Origin of the sequence: Croceibacterium atlanticum (assembly GCF_001008165.2) — a bacterium.
In the GTDB taxonomy this organism is placed as follows: Bacteria; Pseudomonadota; Alphaproteobacteria; order Sphingomonadales; family Sphingomonadaceae; genus Croceibacterium_C; species Croceibacterium_C atlanticum.
In genome coordinates, this window is record NZ_CP011452.2 from 863147 (window position 1) to 883450 (window position 20304).

At 59.5% G+C, this 20304-nt stretch carries 23 protein-coding genes and 1 tRNA gene; 3 read left to right on the forward strand and 21 right to left on the reverse strand.

Annotated features, from left to right (window positions below):
* The 4 genes from WYH_RS16975 to WYH_RS04060 all read right to left on the reverse strand — a co-directional run bounded on the left by WYH_RS16975 (nt 1) and on the right by WYH_RS04060 (nt 2170).
* Nucleotides 1-141: a hypothetical protein gene (locus tag WYH_RS16975; protein ID WP_169780703.1), complete on the reverse strand. Its 141-nt coding sequence runs from the start codon at nt 139-141 to the stop codon at nt 1-3.
* On the reverse strand, nt 141-863 hold the full coding sequence (gene ccmC / locus WYH_RS04050) for a heme ABC transporter permease CcmC (RefSeq protein ID WP_046902818.1): 723 nt from the start codon (nt 861-863) through the stop codon (nt 141-143). The genes WYH_RS16975 and ccmC overlap by 1 nt, the downstream gene beginning before the upstream one ends.
* A gap of 118 nt (nt 864-981) precedes the next feature.
* Nucleotides 982-2046: a Glu/Leu/Phe/Val family dehydrogenase gene (locus WYH_RS04055; RefSeq protein WP_046902819.1), complete on the reverse strand. Its 1065-nt coding sequence runs from the start codon at nt 2044-2046 to the stop codon at nt 982-984.
* Between the two features lie 47 nt (nt 2047-2093).
* Nucleotides 2094-2170 (reverse strand) — tRNA-His (locus WYH_RS04060).
* Nucleotides 2171-2361: 191 nt separating this feature from the next.
* On the opposite strand from WYH_RS04060, the gene WYH_RS04065 reads away from it, so the two are divergent.
* Nucleotides 2362-2997, forward strand: coding sequence for a prolyl hydroxylase family protein (locus WYH_RS04065; RefSeq protein ID WP_046904791.1), 636 nt, complete (start codon nt 2362-2364; stop codon nt 2995-2997).
* Nucleotides 2994-3419, forward strand: coding sequence for a GFA family protein (locus WYH_RS04070; RefSeq protein WP_244877957.1), 426 nt, complete (start codon nt 2994-2996; stop codon nt 3417-3419). The genes WYH_RS04065 and WYH_RS04070 overlap by 4 nt, the downstream gene beginning before the upstream one ends.
* Nucleotides 3420-3472: 53 nt before the next feature.
* On the opposite strand, the gene rpmE is transcribed toward WYH_RS04070, so the two are convergent.
* From rpmE to WYH_RS04155, 16 genes are all read right to left on the reverse strand, one after another.
* Nucleotides 3473-3700 carry a 50S ribosomal protein L31 gene (gene rpmE, locus WYH_RS04075; protein ID WP_046902821.1) on the reverse strand — a complete coding sequence of 76 codons (228 nt, stop codon included), beginning with the start codon at nt 3698-3700 and terminating at the stop codon, nt 3473-3475.
* A gap of 133 nt (nt 3701-3833) precedes the next feature.
* A complete protein-coding gene (fabZ, locus tag WYH_RS04080) occupies nt 3834-4292 on the reverse strand; it encodes a 3-hydroxyacyl-ACP dehydratase FabZ (RefSeq protein WP_046902822.1) in 459 nt (152 codons plus the stop codon).
* Between the two features lie 28 nt (nt 4293-4320).
* Nucleotides 4321-5007 carry an OmpH family outer membrane protein gene (locus WYH_RS04085; protein ID WP_046902823.1) on the reverse strand — a complete coding sequence of 229 codons (687 nt, stop codon included), beginning with the start codon at nt 5005-5007 and terminating at the stop codon, nt 4321-4323.
* Nucleotides 5007-7721, reverse strand: a complete 2715-nt coding sequence (gene bamA, locus WYH_RS04090; RefSeq protein ID WP_046902824.1) for an outer membrane protein assembly factor BamA — start codon at nt 7719-7721, stop codon at nt 5007-5009. Before bamA ends, WYH_RS04085 begins: the two co-directional genes overlap by 1 nt.
* A 192-nt stretch (nt 7722-7913) precedes the next feature.
* A complete protein-coding gene (gene rseP, locus WYH_RS04095; protein ID WP_342341746.1) occupies nt 7914-9029 on the reverse strand; it encodes an RIP metalloprotease RseP in 1116 nt (371 codons plus the stop codon).
* Between the two features lies 1 nt (nt 9030).
* Complete coding sequence (locus tag WYH_RS04100; protein WP_046902826.1) at nt 9031-10185, reverse strand: 1-deoxy-D-xylulose-5-phosphate reductoisomerase; 1155 nt, start codon at nt 10183-10185, stop codon at nt 9031-9033.
* A complete protein-coding gene (locus tag WYH_RS04105) occupies nt 10182-10943 on the reverse strand; it encodes a phosphatidate cytidylyltransferase (RefSeq protein ID WP_235979932.1) in 762 nt (253 codons plus the stop codon). The genes WYH_RS04100 and WYH_RS04105 overlap by 4 nt, the downstream gene beginning before the upstream one ends.
* A complete protein-coding gene (uppS, locus tag WYH_RS04110) occupies nt 10930-11571 on the reverse strand; it encodes a polyprenyl diphosphate synthase (protein WP_046904793.1) in 642 nt (213 codons plus the stop codon). The genes WYH_RS04105 and uppS overlap by 14 nt, the downstream gene beginning before the upstream one ends.
* A gap of 119 nt (nt 11572-11690) precedes the next feature.
* The gene (gene frr, locus WYH_RS04115) at nt 11691-12248 is read right to left on the reverse strand and encodes a ribosome recycling factor (RefSeq protein WP_046902827.1); all 558 of its coding nucleotides are present in this window, start codon (nt 12246-12248) and stop codon (nt 11691-11693) included.
* Nucleotides 12249-12250: 2 nt separating this feature from the next.
* Complete coding sequence (gene pyrH, locus WYH_RS04120; protein WP_046902828.1) at nt 12251-12973, reverse strand: UMP kinase; 723 nt, start codon at nt 12971-12973, stop codon at nt 12251-12253.
* A gap of 142 nt (nt 12974-13115) precedes the next feature.
* The gene (gene tsf, locus WYH_RS04125; protein WP_046902829.1) at nt 13116-14042 is read right to left on the reverse strand and encodes a translation elongation factor Ts; all 927 of its coding nucleotides are present in this window, start codon (nt 14040-14042) and stop codon (nt 13116-13118) included.
* A 121-nt stretch (nt 14043-14163) separates the two neighbouring features.
* Nucleotides 14164-14922: a 30S ribosomal protein S2 gene (gene rpsB, locus WYH_RS04130; protein WP_046902830.1), complete on the reverse strand. Its 759-nt coding sequence runs from the start codon at nt 14920-14922 to the stop codon at nt 14164-14166.
* A gap of 525 nt (nt 14923-15447) precedes the next feature.
* A complete protein-coding gene (locus WYH_RS04140) occupies nt 15448-16332 on the reverse strand; it encodes a CDP-alcohol phosphatidyltransferase family protein (protein ID WP_082347808.1) in 885 nt (294 codons plus the stop codon).
* Complete coding sequence (locus WYH_RS04145; protein WP_046902832.1) at nt 16329-17081, reverse strand: phosphatidylserine decarboxylase; 753 nt, start codon at nt 17079-17081, stop codon at nt 16329-16331. The genes WYH_RS04140 and WYH_RS04145 overlap by 4 nt, the downstream gene beginning before the upstream one ends.
* A 328-nt stretch (nt 17082-17409) precedes the next feature.
* Entirely contained in the window at nt 17410-17604 is a 195-nt protein-coding gene (locus tag WYH_RS04150) for a helix-turn-helix domain-containing protein (protein ID WP_046902833.1), read from the reverse strand.
* A complete protein-coding gene (locus WYH_RS04155; RefSeq protein ID WP_046902834.1) occupies nt 17601-17807 on the reverse strand; it encodes a helix-turn-helix transcriptional regulator in 207 nt (68 codons plus the stop codon). The genes WYH_RS04150 and WYH_RS04155 overlap by 4 nt, the downstream gene beginning before the upstream one ends.
* Before the next feature lie 330 nt (nt 17808-18137).
* Here WYH_RS04155 and WYH_RS04160 point away from each other — a divergent pair, with 330 nt between their 5' ends.
* Nucleotides 18138-19256 (forward strand): DUF4238 domain-containing protein, encoded by a 1119-nt coding sequence (locus WYH_RS04160; RefSeq protein ID WP_046902835.1) that lies wholly within the window; start codon nt 18138-18140, stop codon nt 19254-19256.
* Between the two features lie 13 nt (nt 19257-19269).
* Here WYH_RS04160 and WYH_RS04165 read toward each other — a convergent pair whose 3' ends face one another.
* Nucleotides 19270-20304, reverse strand: coding sequence for a radical SAM/SPASM domain-containing protein (locus WYH_RS04165; RefSeq protein ID WP_046902836.1), 1035 nt, complete (start codon nt 20302-20304; stop codon nt 19270-19272).

A 20304-nucleotide genomic window follows, 5' to 3' on the forward strand; every position in this document is an offset into this window, starting at 1 on the left:
TCACTTCCTTCTGGCCTCTTCGCGCCGCTTTTCCGCGGCGCGCATGGCCAGCCAGCTCCATGCGACAAGCACAAGCGTGCCGATTACCGTCACCGCATAAGCGGCGATCACGAAATCCCATTGATCGAGCCCTTCACGCATCAGCCCGTCCCCATCGCCTTGCGCCGCAACCGCGCTTCTGCCTGCATATCGGCCAGAAGGGTGCGCATTCGCATCAGAATCACTCCCCCGAACAGCAAGGAGAAGCCGAGAGTGGCCGCCAGCAACGGCCAGAGAAATACAGAATCGATGGCGGACTTGCCCATGGTCAGGCTGGGCGGTTGGTGCAACGAATTCCACCATACGACCGACCGGTTGATGATCGGCACATTGATGGCCCCAACCAGCCCGAAAATCGCCGGCAGACGGCTCGACGCGCCCTCCCGGCTCGCCGCGCCGGAAATGGCGATATAGGCAAAATAGAGAAACAGCAGCACCAGCATGCTGGTCAGCCGCCCATCCCAGACCCACCATGTTCCCCAGGTCGGCCGGCCCCAGATCGAACCGGTCGCCAGGCAAATCGCGGTAAAGGCAGCGCCCGGCACGGCGGCCGCGCGCGCGGCAATGCCGGCGAGCGGGTGGCGCCAGACCAATTCAACCAGACTGGCAATGGCAATGGTCGTCCATCCACCCATGCCGAGCCATGCAGCGGGCACGTGGATAAACAGAATCCGCACTGTTTCGCCCATCAGGCGGTCCGGCGGGACATTGGCCAGCCCCCAGGTGACTGCAATGGCAGCCACCGCAAGGCCGAACAGCACGAGCACTGGCGTAAGCCAGCGGGCGATCCGGAGAAAACGGGCGGGATTGGCGAAAGCGTGCATCGATCTATGTGCGTGTCGCTGGGAGCGGCCGCTTTGGCAGGTGCAGCCCCACCCGGCAAGGGCATAGTCAACGAAGCGTTGACACTCCTGTGCAGGAAAGAGCCACCAAAATCGCCGCTTAGCCCCGGCCGATAAGCCTCTGGGCCATACGGTCGGCCACGGCATCGGCGCTGATTCCGGTCTCTTCGCTCTCACGCCAGATCGCCGTCAGCCGGTCGGGAATCTGGCCGATGCGTTCCCGCAGATCGTCCATCGAATAGGGTTTGCCGTCACGGCGACCGAGATATTCCAGCCCCACATCGATGATTCCGCCCGCATTGATGACATAATCGGGCGCATACAGAATGCCCCGTTCCGCCAGCAATTTGCCATGTTCCGCGCGGAACAGCTGGTTATTGGCGCCACCGGCCACGATCGCGCAATTGAGCGTCGGTATGGTCCGTTCGTCGAGAATCGCGCCCAGCGCATTGGGGCTGAACACATCGCATTCGGTGGACATGATCGCATCGGGCGAAATCGCCTCCCCACCGATCTGCGCCGCGAGATCCTGCGCGCGAACCGAATCGATATCGGATACTTTCAGGACCGCACCTTCTGACGCGGCGAGTCGCGCAACACCGCCACCCACGCTGCCGCAGCCTTGCAGGGCGATGCGGACCCCATCGAGGTCGGCCCTGCCCAGCCGGTGCGCCACGGCAGCCTTGATACCCAGGAAAATGCCCATCGCGGTAAAGGGGCCAGGATCGCCGCCGACAGCGCCCTCCTCCACAGGAAGACCGCAGACATGGATGGTCTGGCGGGAGATTTCGACCATGTCCCGTTCACTGGCGCCGACATCTTCAGCCGTGACATAGCGGCCGCACAGATCGTTCACTGCCTTGCCGAAGGCGGCCAGCATTTCCGGCGTCTTGGTGCGGTTTTCATCCAGCAGGACCACCGCTTTCCCGCCGCCCATCGGCAGCCCGGCCATGGCGTTCTTGTAGCTCATCCCGCGCGACAGGCGCAGCGCGTCCCGCATTGCGGCGGAAGGATCGGCATAATGCCAGAAGCGTGTCCCGCCTGCGGCCGGCCCGAGATGAGTCGAATGGAGTGCGATGATCGCAGTCAGGCCGGATTCGCGGTCATGCACGAGCTCCACCTGCTCGTGTTCATCCCAATCGGCTTCAGTCCAGAAAGCGGCCATTGCCCTGCCTCTCGCAAAGGAGTGTCATATCGACGGCAGGAAGGGGATGGGGCGATTGACGGGGTTCGAACCCGCGACCTCCGGTACCACAAACCGGCGCTCTAACCAACTGAGCTACAATCGCCATACCTATGCCGCTGGAGGCGGCTGTTAGGGACCTGCGCCGGCCGGTCAAGCGGCATCGACGCGGGGGCGAGCCTGTTGCACAGCAAGCGCGCGAAGCAAAGTGAAAACTGCGCCGATATGACAATCACGCAATATTATTTCTCACCCGCGACTGGTTGCGGCGGCGATCAGGCAAGCTATCACCCGGTCATGGCGAATCCGGGCAACACTTCGGCCGAACGACTCCTGTCCCAGCCGGGGATTCGCCGCGTGCCCACGGCTCGTCTCGAACTGTTCGATCGGCCGGACTTCCTCCCTCCGGATCGCTGCGCGGAGCTGATCGAACTGATCGACCGAAGCCGCCGCCCCTCCACAATCGCGGATGAAACAGGCGATAATTATTTCCGTACCAGCGAAACCTGCGATCTCGAATCAGGGGATGCAGCAGTGCAGGATCTGGAAAACAGGCTTTTCGCACTGAACGGAATCGATCCGGCCTATGGCGAACCTGTCCAGGGGCAGCGCTATGCCGTGGGGCAGGAATTCAAGGCCCACACGGATTATTTCGAACCCAATGGCCAGGATTTTCAAAAATTCTGCTCCGTCGCCGGAAACCGCAGCTGGACCTTCATGATCTATCTGAACGAGGTCGAATCGGGCGGCGCCACACGGTTCAAGGTCATCAACAAGACTTTCCAGCCGGAAACGGGAAAGCTCGTCTGCTGGAACAATAAACGGCCGGATGGAAGCCTGAACGCGGCCACGCTCCATCACGGCGTGAAAGTGCGCAGGGGCACCAAATACGTGATCACCAAATGGTATCGCGAACGGGAGTGGGGCTGGTGATCTCCGCCCCCGCAACGCGCGAATGTTCCTGCCATTGCGGCGGCGTGCGCTTTACCATCAACTTGCCCGAGAAGCTGCGGGCGACACGCTGCGATTGTTCAATCTGCAGCATGAAGGGCGTCGTGATGGTGGGCGTGCCGCTTGACGATCTAACCCTTGCCGCGGGGGAGGAGTTGCTGAGCTGTTATGAATTCAACACCAGGGCGGCAAAGCACTTCTTCTGTTCGCGCTGCGGCATTCACTGTTTCCACCGCCGCCGTGCCGATCCCACGCAATATGGCGTGAACGCGGCCTGCATCCACGGCATGAGCCCTTATTACGATTTTCCGGAACTGCCGGTCGTGGATGGGGTGAACCATCCGAGTGACGGTGCAAGACCACGCCTTGCCGGACGGCTGATATTCCTGCCCGAACCGAAATGAAAAAGGGCGGCCCCGCAAGGCCGCCCCCTTCAAAGTCTCGCCGTTACGAAGACTTATTTCTTCTTCAGCGACAATCCGCCGAAACGCTTGTTGAACTGTGCAACGCGGCCGCCTTCCTGGACCTGCTGCTTGCCGCCGGTCCATGCCGGGTGGCTGGTCGGATCGATTTCCAGCGTCAGCGTATCGCCTTCGCTGCCCCAGGTGGAGCGCGTCTGGAATTCGGTGCCATCCGTCATCTTGACGGTGATCATGTGGTAATCGGGATGCGTATCGGCCTTCATGGCATATCGTCCTTCGTGCGTGAGGCCGGTTCCGACCGGCCGGCAATGTCGGGAAAGCGGCGCCCTTACGGGCCTCCCGGTGAATTTGCAAGCCCTCCCCGCAGCTTCCGCTGCAGGAAAGGCCGCAGAAACGTCAGTCGGCAGGCGCGTCAGCGATCATGGCGGTGAACTTGACCTCACAGGTCGTCTTGCCGTCAACGCTGGCCTCACCCCAGAACTTGCACACGCGTGCGCGTTTCTGGACAAAGCCGGCGCGCAGATCGAGCAGGCATCCCGGTTCCACCGGATTGCGGAACTTGGCTTCCTCGATCGCCATGAAATAGACGAGCTTGCCGCTGCCGGCGAGTTCCAGCGTTTCCACCGCCAGGATACCCGCCGCTTGCGCCAGCGCCTCGATCTGCAGCACGCCGGGCATGATCGGGCGACCGGGGAAATGGCCCTGGAAAAAGCCTTCGTTGAAGCTGACCGCCTTGATCGCGTGGATTTCCTCGTCAACCTTCAGGCTCTTCACCCGGTCGACCAGAAGCATCGGATAGCGATGCGGCAGTGCCATCAGCACTTTTGCGATATCGTAGGCGGTCTCTTCACTCATGATCTGTCCCCGATCAGCCCGTGCCGGATCAGCGGCCGGAGACGGCCGGAGCGGCCGGCTGCTGCTGTGCGGGCGCCTGCGCGGCCTGGGCCGCCTGCTGCTGGGCCTGCTGTTCGCGAACTTCGCGGGGGACCCAACCTTCCGGCGGCACGATCTGAGCGGAGGGGAGCAGCGTGTTGAGTTCGTCCAGAACCGCCTGATTGATGTTGTAGCTGTTGTCGGCATAGACGACCGTATCGGGCGTCAGCACCAGCGAAACGCCCTTCTTCTGGGCCGCCGCCTGCAGGGCCGGCTGCAACTGATCGTTGATCTGTTCTTCGACATAGGCCTGGCTGCGGATCACCGGGGCCAGGATCTGCTGAAGTTCACGCTGGCCGGCTTCCTGGATCTGCTGGATCTGGGCGGCCTGCTGCTGCAACGCTGCCTGATCGACATTGCCGGACTGGCTATCCGTCTGCAGCTTCTGCACCAGCGGCTGCAACTGCTGCTGGATCGCCGTGCGGCGGGCATTGGCCTGGTCGATCTGCGCCTTGTAAGTCGTCTGGCGCTGCTCCTCCGCCGTGGAATAGGCGGCAGAATTGACCACGATCGCGCGAAGATTGACGATGCCGATTGTCGGCGCGGACTGCGCAGCCGCGGGCGCGATGGCGAGCGGCGCGGAAAGCGATGCAATGGCGATCCCGGCAGCAAGCGCGGGCTTCAGAATGTTCTTCATCAGAATTGGGTCCCTACGTTGAAGGAGAATTTCTTGGTGTCATCGCCTTCCTGCTTCAGCAGCGGATAGGCGAAGTTGATCCGGAACGGCCCGAACGGCGAGTTCCAGTTGACCCCGATGCCAATCGCGACACGCGGCTTCCACGTATCGCCGACGAATTCTTCCACGAAGGGCGAAATCGTATTGCCGATCGCGGTATTTTCTTCACCGTCGGGGTCGAGGGGGCTGGTCACAATGGTTGTACCAGTAATCTGGCCATCATTATCATAGATGTTCTGGTAATAGAGCGCGTTACCATCTGCATCACGACGCGGGATGAACAGGCCATCCGGATAGGGGCTGTTCACCAGGACCGGATCGGTAATGTTGTAGACCGCACCGGCATCAAGGAAGATCGAAGGCCTAAGGCCCATTTCCCGCGCGCCGGAACCGAGCGGAATTTCCAGTTCGGCCTTGGCAAGATACATCGCCTTGCCGCCCAGCGCGTCATCATAATTATTGTTGGCGTCATAGGGCTGCAGCACCACTTCGCCATCTTCGTTCTGGCCGTAGAAACGGCGGATAACGCGCGGCCCCACACCGCGAATGTCGAAACCGCGTATCTGCGGCTCGCCCAGGAAGAAGCGATCGGTCAGCAGGACGTCATCCTGCCCTTCCCCGCGATCCTTCAGGCCCTGGATCAGGCCCGTTTCACCCGTAAGCGAGAAGATGAAGCCACTGCCCAGCGACCAGTATTTTGCCGCCTGCGCGCTGAAACGCAGATAGCGCGTATTGCCGCCAAGACCGGCGAAATCGACGCCGATCTGCGCCGATTCACCGCGCGTCGGGCGAACCACGCTGTCGAGATTGCGATAGACCAGCGACATGCCGAGGATGGAACTGGTGCGCGTGCCGATCGCCTCGCAGAGATAGCGGCCCGCCAGCAGCGGTTCGCAGGTGCGCACACCGTCACCATCGAGATCCGCGAAATAGCTGTTCTCGTCTATCGTGATGTCGTCATAATTGAACGTATATCGGCCCAGTACCGACATATATTCGGTCAGCGGCACGCCCACGCGCGCCTGGAAGCCGGTCGTCGCCGATTCATATGTGGCGGAACGGCGGTTGTAATAGCCGTTATTGTAATCGCGGCGGTAGATATCGATGCCGGCCGAAATGTTCTTGTCGAACAGATAGGGTTCGGTGAAGCTGATGGAGCCGGACCGCGAATAGCTGGAATAGCTGAGCGACAGGCCGACAGTCTGGCCGCGACCACGGAAATTCCGCTGGCGGATCGAGCCCTGGAAGATGAAGCTTTCCAGGCTGGAGAAACCGGCGGACAGCGACAATTCGCCCGTCGCCTGCTCTTCCACATTGGCTTCGAGAACGATCCGGTCAGGCGCGCTGCCCTCCACCTGGCTGATCTCGAAATTCTCCTGGAAATAGCCCAGGGAGTTGATCCGCGCGGTGGAACGCTTGACCTGCAGCGAGTTGAACGCATCGCCTTCCGCGAGGCGAAATTCGCGCCGGATCACCTTGTCCTGCGTCAGCGTGTTGCCGTTCACATCGACGGATTCGATATAGACGCGCGGCGCTTCGCGAATGACGAAGGTGACGCCCATGGTCAGATCTTCGCGACTGCGCGAGAAATCCGGCTGGACATCGGCAAAGGCATAGCCAAAAGCCCCGGCCGTCTCGCTCAGCGATTCAACCGTATCCTCGACCAGCTTCGCATCATACCAGTCACCAGCCTTCATCGGCAGGGAGCGGGTCATGCGATCGCTGTCGAAATCGCGCAGCTGGCTGTCGACCTCGACATCGCCGAATTTGTAACGCTCGCCTTCTTCCACCACGTAAGTGATGATGAAGTCCTTCTTGTCCGGCGTCAGTTCGGCAACGGCGGAAACCACACGGAAATCGGCATAACCGTTTTCCAGATAGAAGGCGCGCAATTGCTGCTGGTCGAAAGCAAGGCGATCGGGATCGTAACTGGTGCCGGAACTGAATATCTTCAGCAGTCCGGCTTCCTTGGTGACCATCTCACCCTTAAGATCGCCATCGGAAAACTCGTCATTCCCGATGATGTTGATCTTGCGGACCTTGGACTTCGGACCTTCCGTGATCTCAAAAACCACATCCACGCGGTTCTGGTCGAGCTGCACCATCTGCGGTTCGACAGTCGCGGCGAAGCGGCCCTGCCGCTTGTAGAGTTCGATGATGCGGGCAACGTCCGCCCGGACTTTCGAGCGGGTGAAGATCTGACGCGCCGACAGCTGGATTTCCGGCAGGATCTTGTCATCCTTCAGCCGCTTGTTGCCTTCCAGCACGATGCGGTTGATGACCGGGTTTTCGACAATGGTGATGACGACATTGCCGTCATTATTTTCGATCCGGTAGTCGGAAAACAATTCCGTCGCGGCGAGATCCTTCAACGCCTGGTCGGCAGCCGCCGGCGTATAAAGATCGCCTGCGCGAAGCTGGATATAGCTGACGATTGTTTCCGGTTCCAACCGCTGCGAACCGGCAACGGCGATGGTGCGGATGACCTGCCCCTGCTGTTCCGGCGGCGTGGCAGGTGCTGGTGTAGGGGCAGGTGCGGGCTGTTGAGCCGCTTCCTGGCCTTCTTCCGGGATATTCTGAGCGTAGGCGGATGCCGGCAAACCAGCCAGCATCGTGCATCCCAGAAGACCTGCGGCGAAATGCGAGGCGTTTTTCGTCTTGGCCCTAACGCTCATGTACCGTCCATTCATTCGACACCGCGTCCCGAAAGCCAGGCGCCAGTCCCAACTCTCGGGTCACCGCTCCTGGCTGTAGCGAAGGAGCGCCCTTGCCCGATGAGGCGACGACGATCAAGCTGACTTGCCGGAATTGGTCCGCGAGTGCCTTCCTTATCCCCGCTCCGCACGGGCGAAGCGCTGTCCATGCACCTAGCCACCGAAGATCGGCAAAGAGGCGATATCGTTGATGGTTACGAACAGCATCAGCGCGAGCACGAATGCAATGCCGGTTCTGAACGCCCATTCCTGACTGCGGGCACTGGCCGGCCTACGGCGAACCGCTTCGGCCGCGTAAAAAGCCAGGTGCCCGCCGTCGAGGGCCGGAATTGGCAGGAGGTTAATGAATGCCAAGTTAATTGAGATCATGGCGACGAAATAGATGAATTCCGGCCATCCCAGGCTCAATTGTTCAGCGGAAAACTTCGCCATTTTAATCGGCCCGCCCAGTTCATCCACTGGCCTGCGCCCGGTGATGATCTGCCAGATCCCCGTCACCATCAATTGGACCATGTCGCCCGTCTGGCGCACTGCCAGAACGACCGCTTCACCCACTCCCACGGGCACGACTTCACCGTTGACCGACCGCACGCCAATCTGCCCGATGCGGAATTCATTGCCGAATCGATCCCGTTCAACCTTGGTCGGGATCAGGAATTCGAAATCCAGCAATTGGCCATCCCGCTCCACCTGCAATGACAATTGCTCGCCCGGATAGGGCGCGATCAGGCCACGCAATTCATCGAAGCTCTCGATCTCGTTGCCGCTGACAGTCACGATGCGGTCGCCGATTTCCAGCCCGGCCTGAGCCGCTGCCCCCTCTTCCGCCAGCACTTCAACCACCGGCGGAATTTCCATCCGGCCGTAGATCACGTTGAAACTGGCGAGGATGGCGATGGCGATCAGGAAATTGGTGACCGGCCCGGCCGCCACGATCAGCGCCTTCTGCCACAGGCTCTTGGACTGGAATGTCTGGTTCCGCTCTTCCTCGGGCAGGGCCAGCCATTCCTCGCTCGGCTGGCTGGCCGGATTCATGTCGCCTGCGAACTGGACGTAACCGCCGAACGGCAGGGCCGAGATCTTCCAGCGCGTACCGCGCCGGTCAGTCACGCCAGCCAGTTCCTTGCCGAAGCCGACCGAAAAGACATTGGCCTTCACGCCGAACATGCGGCCGACGAGGTAATGGCCCAGTTCATGCAGTGTAACGAGCGGCCCCAGCATCAGCAGGAAGCCGAGGATCCACATCCACCAGGGTACGGCGTCAAACAAGTCAGGCAGGCTCCAGCATTTCGGCGGCCAGCGCGCGCGCTTCCGCATCGACGGCGAGAACATCGTCGAGGCACTGGGGCGCGGCCGGCCGATCAAGATTCAATGTTTGCGCCACTATTGCCGAAATTTGCGTGAACGCGATCTGACCGGAAAGAAAAGCGGCGACCGCCACTTCGTTCGCGGCATTGAGCACGGCCGGGGCGGAACCGCCGGTTTGCACCGCTTCGCGCGCCAGTTTCGTGGCGGGGAAGCGGGTTTCGTCAGGTTCGAAAAAGGTTAGTTCGCCCAATGCCGCAAGGTTCAGCGGGGCGCAGGGCGTATCCATCCGGCGCGGCCATGCAAGGCATGATGCAATCGGCACGCGCATGTCGGACGGGCCCAATTGGGCAAGGGTCGATCCATCGCGATATTCCACCATGGAATGAATCACGCTTTGCGGGTGCACAATGATCCGCAGCTTGTCGAGCCCGACCGGAAACAGATGATGCGCCTCGATGAATTCCAGCCCCTTGTTCATCATCGTGGCGGAATCGACGCTGATCTTTGCGCCCATGTCCCAGTTCGGATGGGCGACAGCCTGTTCGGGCGTAGCGCGGGCCAGTTCCTGCGCACTCCACAGCCTCAGCGGCCCGCCACTCGCAGTCAGCGTTATGCTGCGTACATCTGCCAGTTCATTGCCCTGCAGGCACTGGAAGATCGCATTATGTTCGGAATCCACGGGCAACAGGGTCGCGCCGTGTTTGCGGACCGCCGCTGTCATGACGCCGCCGGCGGACACTAGCGCTTCCTTGTTGGCCAAGGCAACAACGCCGCCCTGCTCTATCGCGGCCATCGTGGGCCCCAACCCCGCACAGCCGACAATCGCCGCAACGGTGATATCCGCACCGCGTGAAGCGGCTTCGCACAAGGCCTGCCGTCCTCCCGCTGCCTCTATCCTCGTTCCGGCCAATCCTTCCCGCAGCGCAGGAAGAGCGCTTTCGTCGGAAACGACGGCAACTTCTGCGTCGAATTCGCGGGCCAGTTCAGCCAGCTCGCGCGCCTTGCCATTGGCGGTCAGCGCCAGCACGCGCCATTCATCACGATTGCGGCGGATGAGATCGAGCGTAGAGGCGCCGATGGAGCCCGTGGCGCCCAATATGGAAATCGAACGCGTCACCAGCCCACCACGCTTCCACCAAGACCCACCAGAATGGCGACGGGCATTATCCCGTCCACACGATCCAGCACGCCGCCATGGCCCGGAATCAGGCGCGAACTGTCTTTCACTCCCGCCTTCCGCTTGAGCCAGCTTTCAAGAAAATCGCCCGCCTGCGCCGCGATGGCGAGCCCGGCACCGATCGCTGCTGCAATCAACAGCGCGCCCGGATCGACCCCCGCATCGGAACTGGTGGCCAGCGCATTGGCGGCCGAGCCGACGAACCAGACCGAAGCCGCCAACCAGATGGCGGCAGCCGTCATACCCCCGAAAAGCCCAGCCCAGGTCTTGGAAGGACTGATCCGTGGCGCAATTTTCGGTCCGCCAATCGCCCGCCCGGTGAAATAGGCCCCGGTATCGGTGGCAATTACGGTCACGATTGCGACCACCAGAAGGACAGGCGGCATGACTGCCAGCGATGCGACAGCGACGATCACATAGATCGCGGCCGCCAATATCCCCGCAATGCGGAAAGGCGTGTTGTCCGTCGCCTTCAGGATCAGCAGGACGAATTCGACAATCGCGGCCAGCGCCACAAGTGCAAGAAAGGCCTGCAGCCAGACACCCCCGGCGGCGAACGCAGCCCCGGCCACGGCAAGCATGACGACGGCCGATGCCAATCGTTTCGGCAAGTCGGATGCCCGCACTGACAGGGGAACGGTGACATGGCGCTTCATCCGTTCACCCCTGCGTTCATTCCGGGCTTCAGCGTCCGCCAAAACGCCGCTCCCGCCCGGCAAAACTTTCCAGCGCTTCTTCCAGATGCGCGAGTGTGAAGTCGGGCCACAACACATCGGTGAACCACATTTCGGCATAGGCAGCCTGCCACAGCAGGAAATTGGATAGTCGAACTTCTCCGCTGGTGCGGACCAGCAGGTCCAGCGGCGGAAGGTCTGCCGTATCGAGATGGGCAGCGATGCTCTCCACCGTCACTTCGCCCTGGGCTGCGGCCTTGGCTGCTGCACGCGCGATTTCCTGCTGCGAACCGTAATTGAGAGCAACGGCCAGGGTTCGGCGCCCCTTGGCAGTACGAGCCAGCGCATCGTCGAGCATTTCGACAATGTCAGCGTCCAAAGCCTTGTAATCGCCGATGATTCGCAGGCGAACGTCATTGGCGATGAATTCCGGCAGGTCGCTTTTTATGAACCGGCGCATCAGGCCCATCAGGTCTGAAATCTCGTCTTCCGGCCGCTTCCAGTTCTCGCTCGAAAAGGCGTAAAGCGTCAGGCAGTCGATACCGAGCGGTTCCAGCCCGCGGACCAGCGCCCGCACGGCTTCCACACCCTTCCGGTGGCCCATCGCACGTGGCAGGTGCCGCCTTTTGGCCCAGCGGCCATTGCCATCCATGATGACGGCAACATGGCGGGCACCATAACCGCCGCCCGACGCGCCCTTTGCAGCAGGCGCGTCGAACTGCCCGAGCCCCTCGGCCTCGCGCGCGGCGATTGGAGAGGTGGGCCCTGCATTCACCGCTGGAGAATCTCTTTTTCCTTATGCGCGGCGGCCGCATCGGTTTCCGCAACATATTTGTCGGTCATCTTCTGGACCTCTTCCTCCAGACGCTTGCGATCGTCTTCGGAAATTTCCTTCTTTTTCTCGTCTTCCTTCAGCATTTCCATGCCATCGCGGCGGACATTGCGGATCGCGATTTTCGCCTTTTCCGCATATTGCCCGGCCAGCTTGGCCAGTTCCTTGCGCCGATCTTCGGTCAGGTCCGGAATGGGCAGGCGCAGGGTCTGACCGTCGATCATCGGGTTCAGGCCCAGCCCGGCATGGGCGATGCCCTTTTCCACTGCCGTCACATTCGCCTTGTCCCACACCTGCACGCTCAACATGCGCGGCTCCGGCGCGTTGACCGTGGCCACCTGGCTGAGCGGCATCATCGATCCATAGACCTCGACCACCACGGGATCGAGCAATGCCACATTGGCCCGGCCCGTACGCAGGCCCGCAAGATCGCTTTTCAGGCTTTCGACAGCGCCCTGCATGCGCCGTTCGATATCGGACTTGTCATATTTGGCCATTGTCAGGCTTCCTTCCGTACTATCGTCTGCACGCCTTCGCCCGCCAAGACGCGTGCGAGATTACCCTTTTCGCGGATCGAAAATACCACGATCGGGATCTCGTTATCGCGGCACAGCGCAACGGCGGAGGCGTCCATCACCTTGAGATTCTCCGCCAGCACGGTGTCATAGCTGACAGTGTCAAAACGCTTGGCATCGGGATCCTTTTTCGGATCCGCACTATACACGCCATCCACGCTCGTGCCTTTCAGCAAAGCGTCGCATTTCATTTCCGCAGCGCGCAAGGCCGCACCGCTATCGGTAGTGAAATAAGGGCTGCCAACGCCGGCAGCGAAAATTACCACCCTGCCCTTTTCCAGATGCCTTTCGGCCCGGCGACGAATCACGGGTTCGCAAACCTGGTCCATCTGCACGGCTGATTGCACGCGCGTATGCACGCCAAGTTGTTCAAGGGCATTCTGCATGGCCAGCGCGTTCATCACGGTTGCCAGCATACCCATGTAATCGGCCTGGGCGCGATCCATGCCCGCAGCGGCGCCCGCCATGCCGCGAAATATGTTCCCGCCACCAATGACAAGGCAGATCTCCAGACCCGAATCCTTGGCCCGTTTCACTTCCCGCGCCAGCTCGGCCACAAATGCCGGATCGATACCGAATTGCTGGTCACCCATCAGCACCTCGCCCGAAAGTTTGAGCAGGATGCGTTTGGCTTGCGGCATTGTCATGGAAAAGGAGGACCTCTCAAGGGCTCGGGATCGCCGTTCTTATAGTCGGCGCGACTTCACTGCCAAGTAGCCGAGACGACAGGCAGAAAAAACCCCGCACGGCATTGTTGCCGCACGGGGTCCCTTCAATATCGGAATATGATCAGCCGGCGACGGCTGCGGCGACCTCTGCTGCGAAGTCGCTTTCTTCCTTCTCGATGCCTTCACCGAGCTGGAAGCGGACATAATCCTTCAGCACGATCGGCTTGCCGGCTTCCTTGCCCGCCTGGGCAACGACGTCAGCGATCGGCGTCTTGTTATCCATCACGAAAATCTGGCTGAGCAGCGCGTTTTCCTTGGCGAATTTCTTCACCGCGCCTTCGACCATCTTTTCCTGCACGTTTTCCGGCTTGCCGCTTTCAGCTGCCTTTTCCCGGGCAATCGCGCGTTCACGCTCGATCACTTCTGCGTCGAGGCCGTCAGCATCCAGCGCCTGCGGGAATGCCGCGGCGATGTGCATGGCCAGCTGCTTGCCCAGCGGCTCGAGGACATCGGCCGAAACTTCGCTCTCAAGCGCAACGAGTACGCCGATCTTGCCGAGATTCGGCGCCTGGGCGTTGTGCATGTAGGGCACGACCACGCCGCTGGAGACAGAAACGCTCTTCATGCGGCGGATCTGCTGGTTCTCACCGATGGTTGCGACATTGTCCGTCAGCTTGTCAGCCACGGTGCCGCCGCCCGGATAGGCAGCCGCCTTCAGCGCTTCGACATCATCGGCATCGAGCGTCAGGGCAACTTCGGTCGATTTCCGCACGAAGTCCTGGAACTGGTCATTCTTGGCAACGAAGTCGGTTTCGGAGTTCACCTCGACCGCGACACCCTTGGTGCCTTCCACGGCCACGCCCACCAGGCCTTCGGCGGCGGTGCGGCTGGACTTCTTCTGCGCCGTGGCAAGGCCCTTGGCACGCAGCGCGTCGACCGCGGCTTCGATGTCGCCGGCAGCTTCTTCAAGCGCTTTCTTCGCGTCCATCATGCCTGCGCCGGTCTTTTCGCGCAGCTTTTTCACATCGGCGATGGTGTAAGCAGCCATCTTACTGATCCTCTTGTGTAATTTCAGGCACCGGGCGCCACATAAATGGCAATGCCCGGCGCACTAGGTCCTGAATATGACGCGCAGGTGGCGCATCGACAAAACTTCAGGCTCGGGCAGCTCAGCCCTCTACGGCAGCAACTTCTTCCGGCGGCGTATCCATGGCACCGATATCGGCGCCCGAATCGACCATGCCTTCCTGGTTGCCCTTCGTGGCGGCAGCAGCAATCGCATCACAATAGAGGCGAACGGCGCGGCTGGCATCGTCATTGCCCGGGATCGGGAAAGCGATGCCGTTCGGATCGACATTGGTATCGAGCACGGCAACCACGGGAATGCCCAGAACATTGGCTTCCTTGATCGCCAACTCTTCCTTGTTGGCATCGATCACGATCATCACGTCCGGAATGCCGCCCATGTCGCGAATACCGCCGAGCGAAAGTTCCAGCTTGTCCTTTTCACGGGTCAGCTGAAGAACTTCCTTCTTGGTCAGACCGGAAGTGTCACCTGCCAGCTGCTCTTCAAGGCTCTTCAGGCGCTTGATCGAGTGCGAAATCGTCTTCCAGTTGGTGAGCATACCGCCCAGCCAGCGATGGTTGACGAAGTGCTGGCCGCTCTTGCGGGCTGCTTCGGCGATCGGTTCCTGCGCCTGGCGCTTAGTGCCGACGAACAGCACCTTGCCACCGGCACGGGCCGTTGCGGAAACGAAATCCAGCGCGCGCGCCATCAGGGGCACGGTCTGCGACAGGTCGATGATATGAACACCGTTGCGGGCGCCGAAGATATACGGCTTCATCCGCGGGTTCCAGCGGTGGGTCTGGTGGCCGAAATGAGCGCCGGCCTCGATCAATTGCTGCATGGTGACGGTAGGAGCCGCCATAGAAAATTCCTTTCCGGTTATGCCTCTGGAAAGCGGGGAACAGCCTCGCGGAGATCCCGCGGGCGGCACCGGGTAAAATGCCTTCCATGTGAATTTGCCGTCTGGGAAACTCAGCTTTGACGAAGAGAATCCCGTACAACGGCGGCGCCTTTAACGGCTTTACGCCGGGAAATCCACCCTCATCTTGCCGCAATCGGCGCGCGCATCGTCGCGAATATCGCTTGACAGTCGGAACAGAAAGAGAACATATGTTCCATATCGGATGAATCTGCTGGAACATTTACCAGATTCAGAGTTTTCCACAAGTGGTCCACAAGCCTTCAACAGGCCGGACCTCAGAAAGGACCGCAACCATGCTCGCCATTGCCATTTCGCTTCTGTTCGGCCTCGCCGCGGTCGCTGCGATCACCGTGACATGGCGCAGCGTGGTTCAGGGCGTGGCTGGCGCCCGTGCAATTCTGGTGGAACTGAATGAAATGCAGGAATGCGAACAGGCCGCCATGCAATGCACGCGGCCCGCTTCGTTCATTCGCCCGGCGCGCCCTGGCTCGCAGAACCGGAAGCTTTCGCCGATTTTGCACGCTGCTGCCTGATCCGTGAATAGCTGAAGAAACCATAGGGCATCAGGATCAGGTAAACCGTGCACAGCCCCGCAAGGGTCCACCAGGGATCGGTGAGGAGAGCGGCAAAGACGAGGCCTGCCAGAGCAATCGCTTCCAATCGGATCGTGCTCCGCGGCCGAATCGAGGTCCAGCTCAACGTCGCGAGATTGGAAATCATCAGGAAAGCGATGCCCGCAACCCAGATGGCGACCAGAACAGGTTCGCGGAACAGGTCTTCGCCGCTCGCAATCCAGAGATAGAGTGGCAGAAACGCCAGCCCCGCACCCACAGGCGCGGGCACGCCGGTAAGGAAGCCGGCGGATTTATGCGGCTGATCATCCACATCAATCTGCGCATTGAAGCGCGCCAGCCTCAACACACAGCAAATCGCAAATGCCAGGGAGGCGAACCAGCCGAAGCGCGGCAGATCCTCCAGCGACCAGAGGAACAGCACCAGGGCCGGAGCGACACCGAAGCTCAACGAATCGGCCAAACTGTCCAATTCGGCGCCAAAGCGCGACTGAGCCTTCAGCAGGCGGGCAATTCGCCCGTCGATCCCGTCCAGCATGCCAGCCAGAAGAATGGCGAAAACCGCCTTCTCCCAATCACCGTTAATGGCAAAACGAATGCCCGTCAGGCCTGCGCACAGCGCAGCAGCGGTAATGGCATTGGGAACGACCGCCCTGAGCGCCAGCCCCCTGCCCAATCGCCTTGCGGCCGGATGTTCGCCCTCGCCCGCCTTTGGCCCAAGCCAGGACGGGCCGGGATCGGCCGGGCGATCGGGGTCGTCGTCCGGCCCGAAGCTCACTGGCTCACCCCTTCGATCAATTTCAGCTTGCCGAGTTCGGCCAGTACCGTTTCCCCGGCGATAATTTTCTGGCCGAGAAGCACTTTCGCATCGGTTCCCTGCGGCAGATAGACATCCACGCGGCTCCCGAAACGAATCAGGCCGATACGCTGGCCAGCGGCCACGATATCGCCCTGCTTCACGAATGAAACGATGCGCCGCGCGACGAGACCGGCAATCTGGGTGCAGCCGATCGGCCGGCCGTCGGGCCGCTCGATCAATATGTGCTGCCGTTCGTTCTCCTCGCTCGCCTTGTCGAGATCCGCATTCATGAAGCGGCCTGGAATATAGACGATCCGCTTGACCGTACCGCCCACCGGCGCGCGATTGATATGCACGTCGAACACGGACATGAAGATGGAAATCCGCGTGACCGGATCGCTGCCCAGTCCCGGCGCGCCATCGCCATCAGGCCCCTGGAGTTCCAGCGGCGGCGGCACCTGGCTGATCAATGTCACCAGCCCGTCCGCCGGGGCGACGATCATATCGTCATCCTGCGGCACGACGCGTTCAGGATCGCGGAAAAAGGCAAATACACCGCCGGCAAGCGCCAGAAGCGGCCAGCCGATAATTTCCCAATCGAACAGCAGCAGCACGATCAGCGCGATGCCGACGCCTATCAGGCCGAATTTGCGGCCTTCCGGATGGATCGCGGGCCATCGCCATTCAGCGTCGCCGCGGCCCCTGTTGTCACGTAAATCTCCGGCCATAACCGATCTCTAAGAAGTTAAGCTGCGCGCTACAAGTCACCCGCGTTGGATCGCAGTGGACAGCAGCCAGCGCCATGGATGAAACCAAGGGTAGCTCGGCTGGTGGCAGGGCTTGAATCGAACCGCAAAAATAACGCTTTGATATCAATCCTGTTCTTAGAACAAATGCAGGCCTTCCCCCACACTCTCCCCCACATTTTCGTTCATTTAACGGTGGTTCGGTTCAGCGTTTTGCTCAAAAAGCTGAACAAATGCGCGGTTCGCGAGGCGACTATGAGCAGCATAATGGCACGTTCTGACACTGTCCATTTGCGAGTTAGCGACGTGGTCAGTTCAATGCCCGATGCCGCTCCACTAGCTTATGCAGACTGGCCGTCGTGACCCGCGTTGCCTTACCGATCTTGATCGTTTCGAGTTCGCCATTAGAGATCAACTCGTACAGCTTTGTGCGCCCGACACCGATCATGCGTGCAGCGTCATTGACCCTGACACAGATCGGCTCGACTGGTCGCTGGTTGCTCATTCAGCCGGTTCCTCTTCACGATAGTGTACGGGATCGGCGATCCAGCGATTGATGGCAGACTCATGCCAGCCAGCGCCATGCACGCTGATCTTCACCTGCGAAGGGAATGTGCCCTCAGCGATCTTGCGATAGATGGTGGAGCGGGAAAGGCCGGTGCGGTCGAGCACGGTCTTCAAGCGGATGATGCGTTCAGTATTGGACATTGGGCGTTCTCACATTGACATTGACAGCCCCTCTACGGAACATAATGAGAACTTTTCAATGCGATGCAAGAGGCCGGAAGAGCGAGAACTCAACTCAATCGCCAGCGATTTGCGGGACTTGAAACATCTATGGACGTTTAGAGACTTTGGCGGACAAACCCTCAACAGCCAATGTCAGTGAAAGAATTTTTCTAATTAGCCAAATCTGTCAAATTCATGCCAGATTACCTGCTCCGGCTATCGATTTTGCCGCAAACGGTGTCCGGTTGAAGGGAAGCGATCATAGACCATAAAACTAGCTAATGCGCTCCGTCGCTACAATGAAATGCAATGCCTGATCACAAAAACCAACATTATGTTCCACGCGTCCATTTTAAGCCGTTTTCCTTCCAAGGCGATGGTAAAGCGATCAATATTCTTCTGCACCGAAGGGAGAAAACGGTAATAAATGCACCGATCACTGGGCAATGCGCCAGGTCCTACTTTTATGGCGAGGATGGTCGGCTCGAGAAGCTGCTCAGCCGCATGGAGGGAGCCTACGGGGGCCTTGTTGCTAGGATCGCCGAAACAAACTCGAAGCTCGACGAGCAAGATCGATGGATACTGCGCTACTTCACTTTACTACAATCAATGCGAACCGCCGAACAGGTAGCGAGAGTGCTGTCGCGGATGTCGGAGATGTCAGACTTCTTTCGAATGGCTGAGGAAGCGCACGGGAAGGGTTGGGACGCTACACAGAATCCAACACCGGAAAGTGCATTGCGAGAATTGATGCTTGCATTCAATGATCAACTCCAGGCAGGCACGATAGATGACCTTAAGATTGTTGTCGTCCGGAACCGTTCACGCAGAGACTTCGTGACGTCAGACGATCCAGCGGTGATGACTAATCGCTGGCTCATCCAACGCAAGGCAAACAGGAGTTTTGGTCTAAACGCTGCAGGCCTCTTGCTTTTACTGCCACTGAGCCCGCGCATGCTTGTGCTCGCCTATGACCCGGCTGTTTATGCAATTCCACTGACCGGTCAAAATGCAGTCGATCTCAAGCGCGAGAACGATGTGCTAGCATTCAACGAGCATCAATACATGAGAGCGGCAGACGCAATCTATTTCGCGCGCATAAGCGAAGCACAAGATATTACTGCCGAATTTAAGGCGACAAAACCCTATCGGCCGACGCGCTGGAGTCGTTTCACGACGGCCAAACACGATGGCGAGACCGAAACACATTCGAAGTATGCCGTCGAAGGGGCTGAAGAAGTAGCAAAGTCGAATCGAATCCTCTTTCATCTCACAAGCGAATGGCCGTCGCCGCCCAGTTGGCCAAGCATCCTACGATATCGCAGCAATGCACATGGCTATTCCCGAGGCAGAATAATTGTTCGCCGCGCGCATATGAGAGATCAGTTTGACGATCTAGGCGAGCTGCCGAGGTATGTTAGAGTTTGAGAGCAAAGGTCGGCTAGCGATTGCCACAGACCACGAGGTCATCAAAAATCGGGCAACCATTCATGCAGGTGCTTCGATGCGAGCAGCCGCCACATCGATCGGATGCAAAGTAACTTCTGAAAGACCGAACGTTATCGGAGTTCATCCAAATGTCATGAAGGCTAGTGGTTCGGTCTAAGAGATCGCCATCAGCTAAAGCTGCCTGAAAGGAGCAGGGGTAGACGCGCATGTCTTCCGAAACGTAAAGTGAAAACCGCCCTGCATCGCAAGCATCGACAAGTGCATTGCTGGCGTCTGTCCTCGCAAAAAGCCCGCTGACACAACAGGCGTCGAAACCGACCTTCAGCTTAGCAACAGGGGCTGTCGCGAGGGAGAAGAATTCGTCCAACCTCGCGCTATTCCTCAACATCCGCTCCTCAAAAATTTTTCTCCCTGAAGGTTTGTAATTCAGGAATATTAGAGCGTTTACCGGTGCGAGAAACTCCGGAGGAGCCTTGAGCCATTCAATTGCGGTGTCGATACTAAACGCATCCAAAATGAAATGCACATTCGTTTTGCTTCCTGCAGCTGTCAGGAGTTGGATGGCGTCCGCAGCCTCATCAAAAGGCTCATAAACAGACACTGCGACTGCGCCGCAGGTTGATGCCGTTACTTTTAGGATCTCTTGGGTCAAACCACGCCCATTGGTCGTGTAATTCGGAACTATGCCTTTCGACCGTGTATACTCCAAAATCTCTAAGAAATCGGGATGTTGGTTCGGATTGCCCCCGCCAAGCGCTACTTGAAATGTGCCCATCTCAGCCGCTTGGTCAATGACGGACTTATAGTCAGAGATCGACATGTGCCTGCCGCGCCTGGTCGACGATTTGTAACAAAAGGTGCAGCCCATGTCGCACCAGTTGGTAATCGATATATCCATGAGTTCCGGGCCATGCGGCGACCAAAATGGCTCAGGTTTTCCTTCGTCTGGTACTCGCGCGAAGAACCCCGAGTCTGGGTCGAAAAAAGACGTATAACCCAAGCTTCTATAGCGGTTTGCCTTCAGCAT

Excerpts from the sequence above, each read along its gene's own strand:
- WYH_RS04150 (WP_046902833.1), bottom strand. The coding sequence starts at position 17,604 with ATGAGCAACCAGCGACCAGTCGAGCCGATCTGTGTCAGGGTCAATGAC.
- WYH_RS04145 (WP_046902832.1), bottom strand. The coding sequence starts at position 17,081 with ATGGCCGGAGATTTACGTGACAACAGGGGCCGCGGCGACGCTGAATGG.
- frr (WP_046902827.1), bottom strand. The coding sequence starts at position 12,248 with ATGGCCAAATATGACAAGTCCGATATCGAACGGCGCATGCAGGGCGCT.
- rpmE (WP_046902821.1), bottom strand. The coding sequence starts at position 3,700 with ATGAAGGCCGATACGCATCCCGATTACCACATGATCACCGTCAAGATG.
- WYH_RS16975 (WP_169780703.1), bottom strand. The coding sequence starts at position 141 with ATGCGTGAAGGGCTCGATCAATGGGATTTCGTGATCGCCGCTTATGCG.
- tsf (WP_046902829.1), bottom strand. The coding sequence starts at position 14,042 with ATGGCTGCTTACACCATCGCCGATGTGAAAAAGCTGCGCGAAAAGACC.
- WYH_RS04085 (WP_046902823.1), bottom strand. The coding sequence starts at position 5,007 with ATGAAGAACATTCTGAAGCCCGCGCTTGCTGCCGGGATCGCCATTGCA.
- bamA (WP_046902824.1), bottom strand. The coding sequence starts at position 7,721 with ATGAGCGTTAGGGCCAAGACGAAAAACGCCTCGCATTTCGCCGCAGGT.
- WYH_RS04165 (WP_046902836.1), bottom strand. The coding sequence starts at position 20,304 with ATGCTGAAGGCAAACCGCTATAGAAGCTTGGGTTATACGTCTTTTTTC.
- pyrH (WP_046902828.1), bottom strand. The coding sequence starts at position 12,973 with ATGACAATGCCGCAAGCCAAACGCATCCTGCTCAAACTTTCGGGCGAG.
- uppS (WP_046904793.1), bottom strand. The coding sequence starts at position 11,571 with ATGGATGGCAATGGCCGCTGGGCCAAAAGGCGGCACCTGCCACGTGCG.
- WYH_RS04155 (WP_046902834.1), bottom strand. The coding sequence starts at position 17,807 with ATGTCCAATACTGAACGCATCATCCGCTTGAAGACCGTGCTCGACCGC.
- WYH_RS04065 (WP_046904791.1), top strand. The coding sequence starts at position 2,362 with ATGGCGAATCCGGGCAACACTTCGGCCGAACGACTCCTGTCCCAGCCG.
- fabZ (WP_046902822.1), bottom strand. The coding sequence starts at position 4,292 with ATGAGTGAAGAGACCGCCTACGATATCGCAAAAGTGCTGATGGCACTG.
- ccmC (WP_046902818.1), bottom strand. The coding sequence starts at position 863 with ATGCACGCTTTCGCCAATCCCGCCCGTTTTCTCCGGATCGCCCGCTGG.
- rpsB (WP_046902830.1), bottom strand. The coding sequence starts at position 14,922 with ATGGCGGCTCCTACCGTCACCATGCAGCAATTGATCGAGGCCGGCGCT.
- WYH_RS04160 (WP_046902835.1), top strand. The coding sequence starts at position 18,138 with ATGCCTGATCACAAAAACCAACATTATGTTCCACGCGTCCATTTTAAG.
- WYH_RS04055 (WP_046902819.1), bottom strand. The coding sequence starts at position 2,046 with ATGGCCGCTTTCTGGACTGAAGCCGATTGGGATGAACACGAGCAGGTG.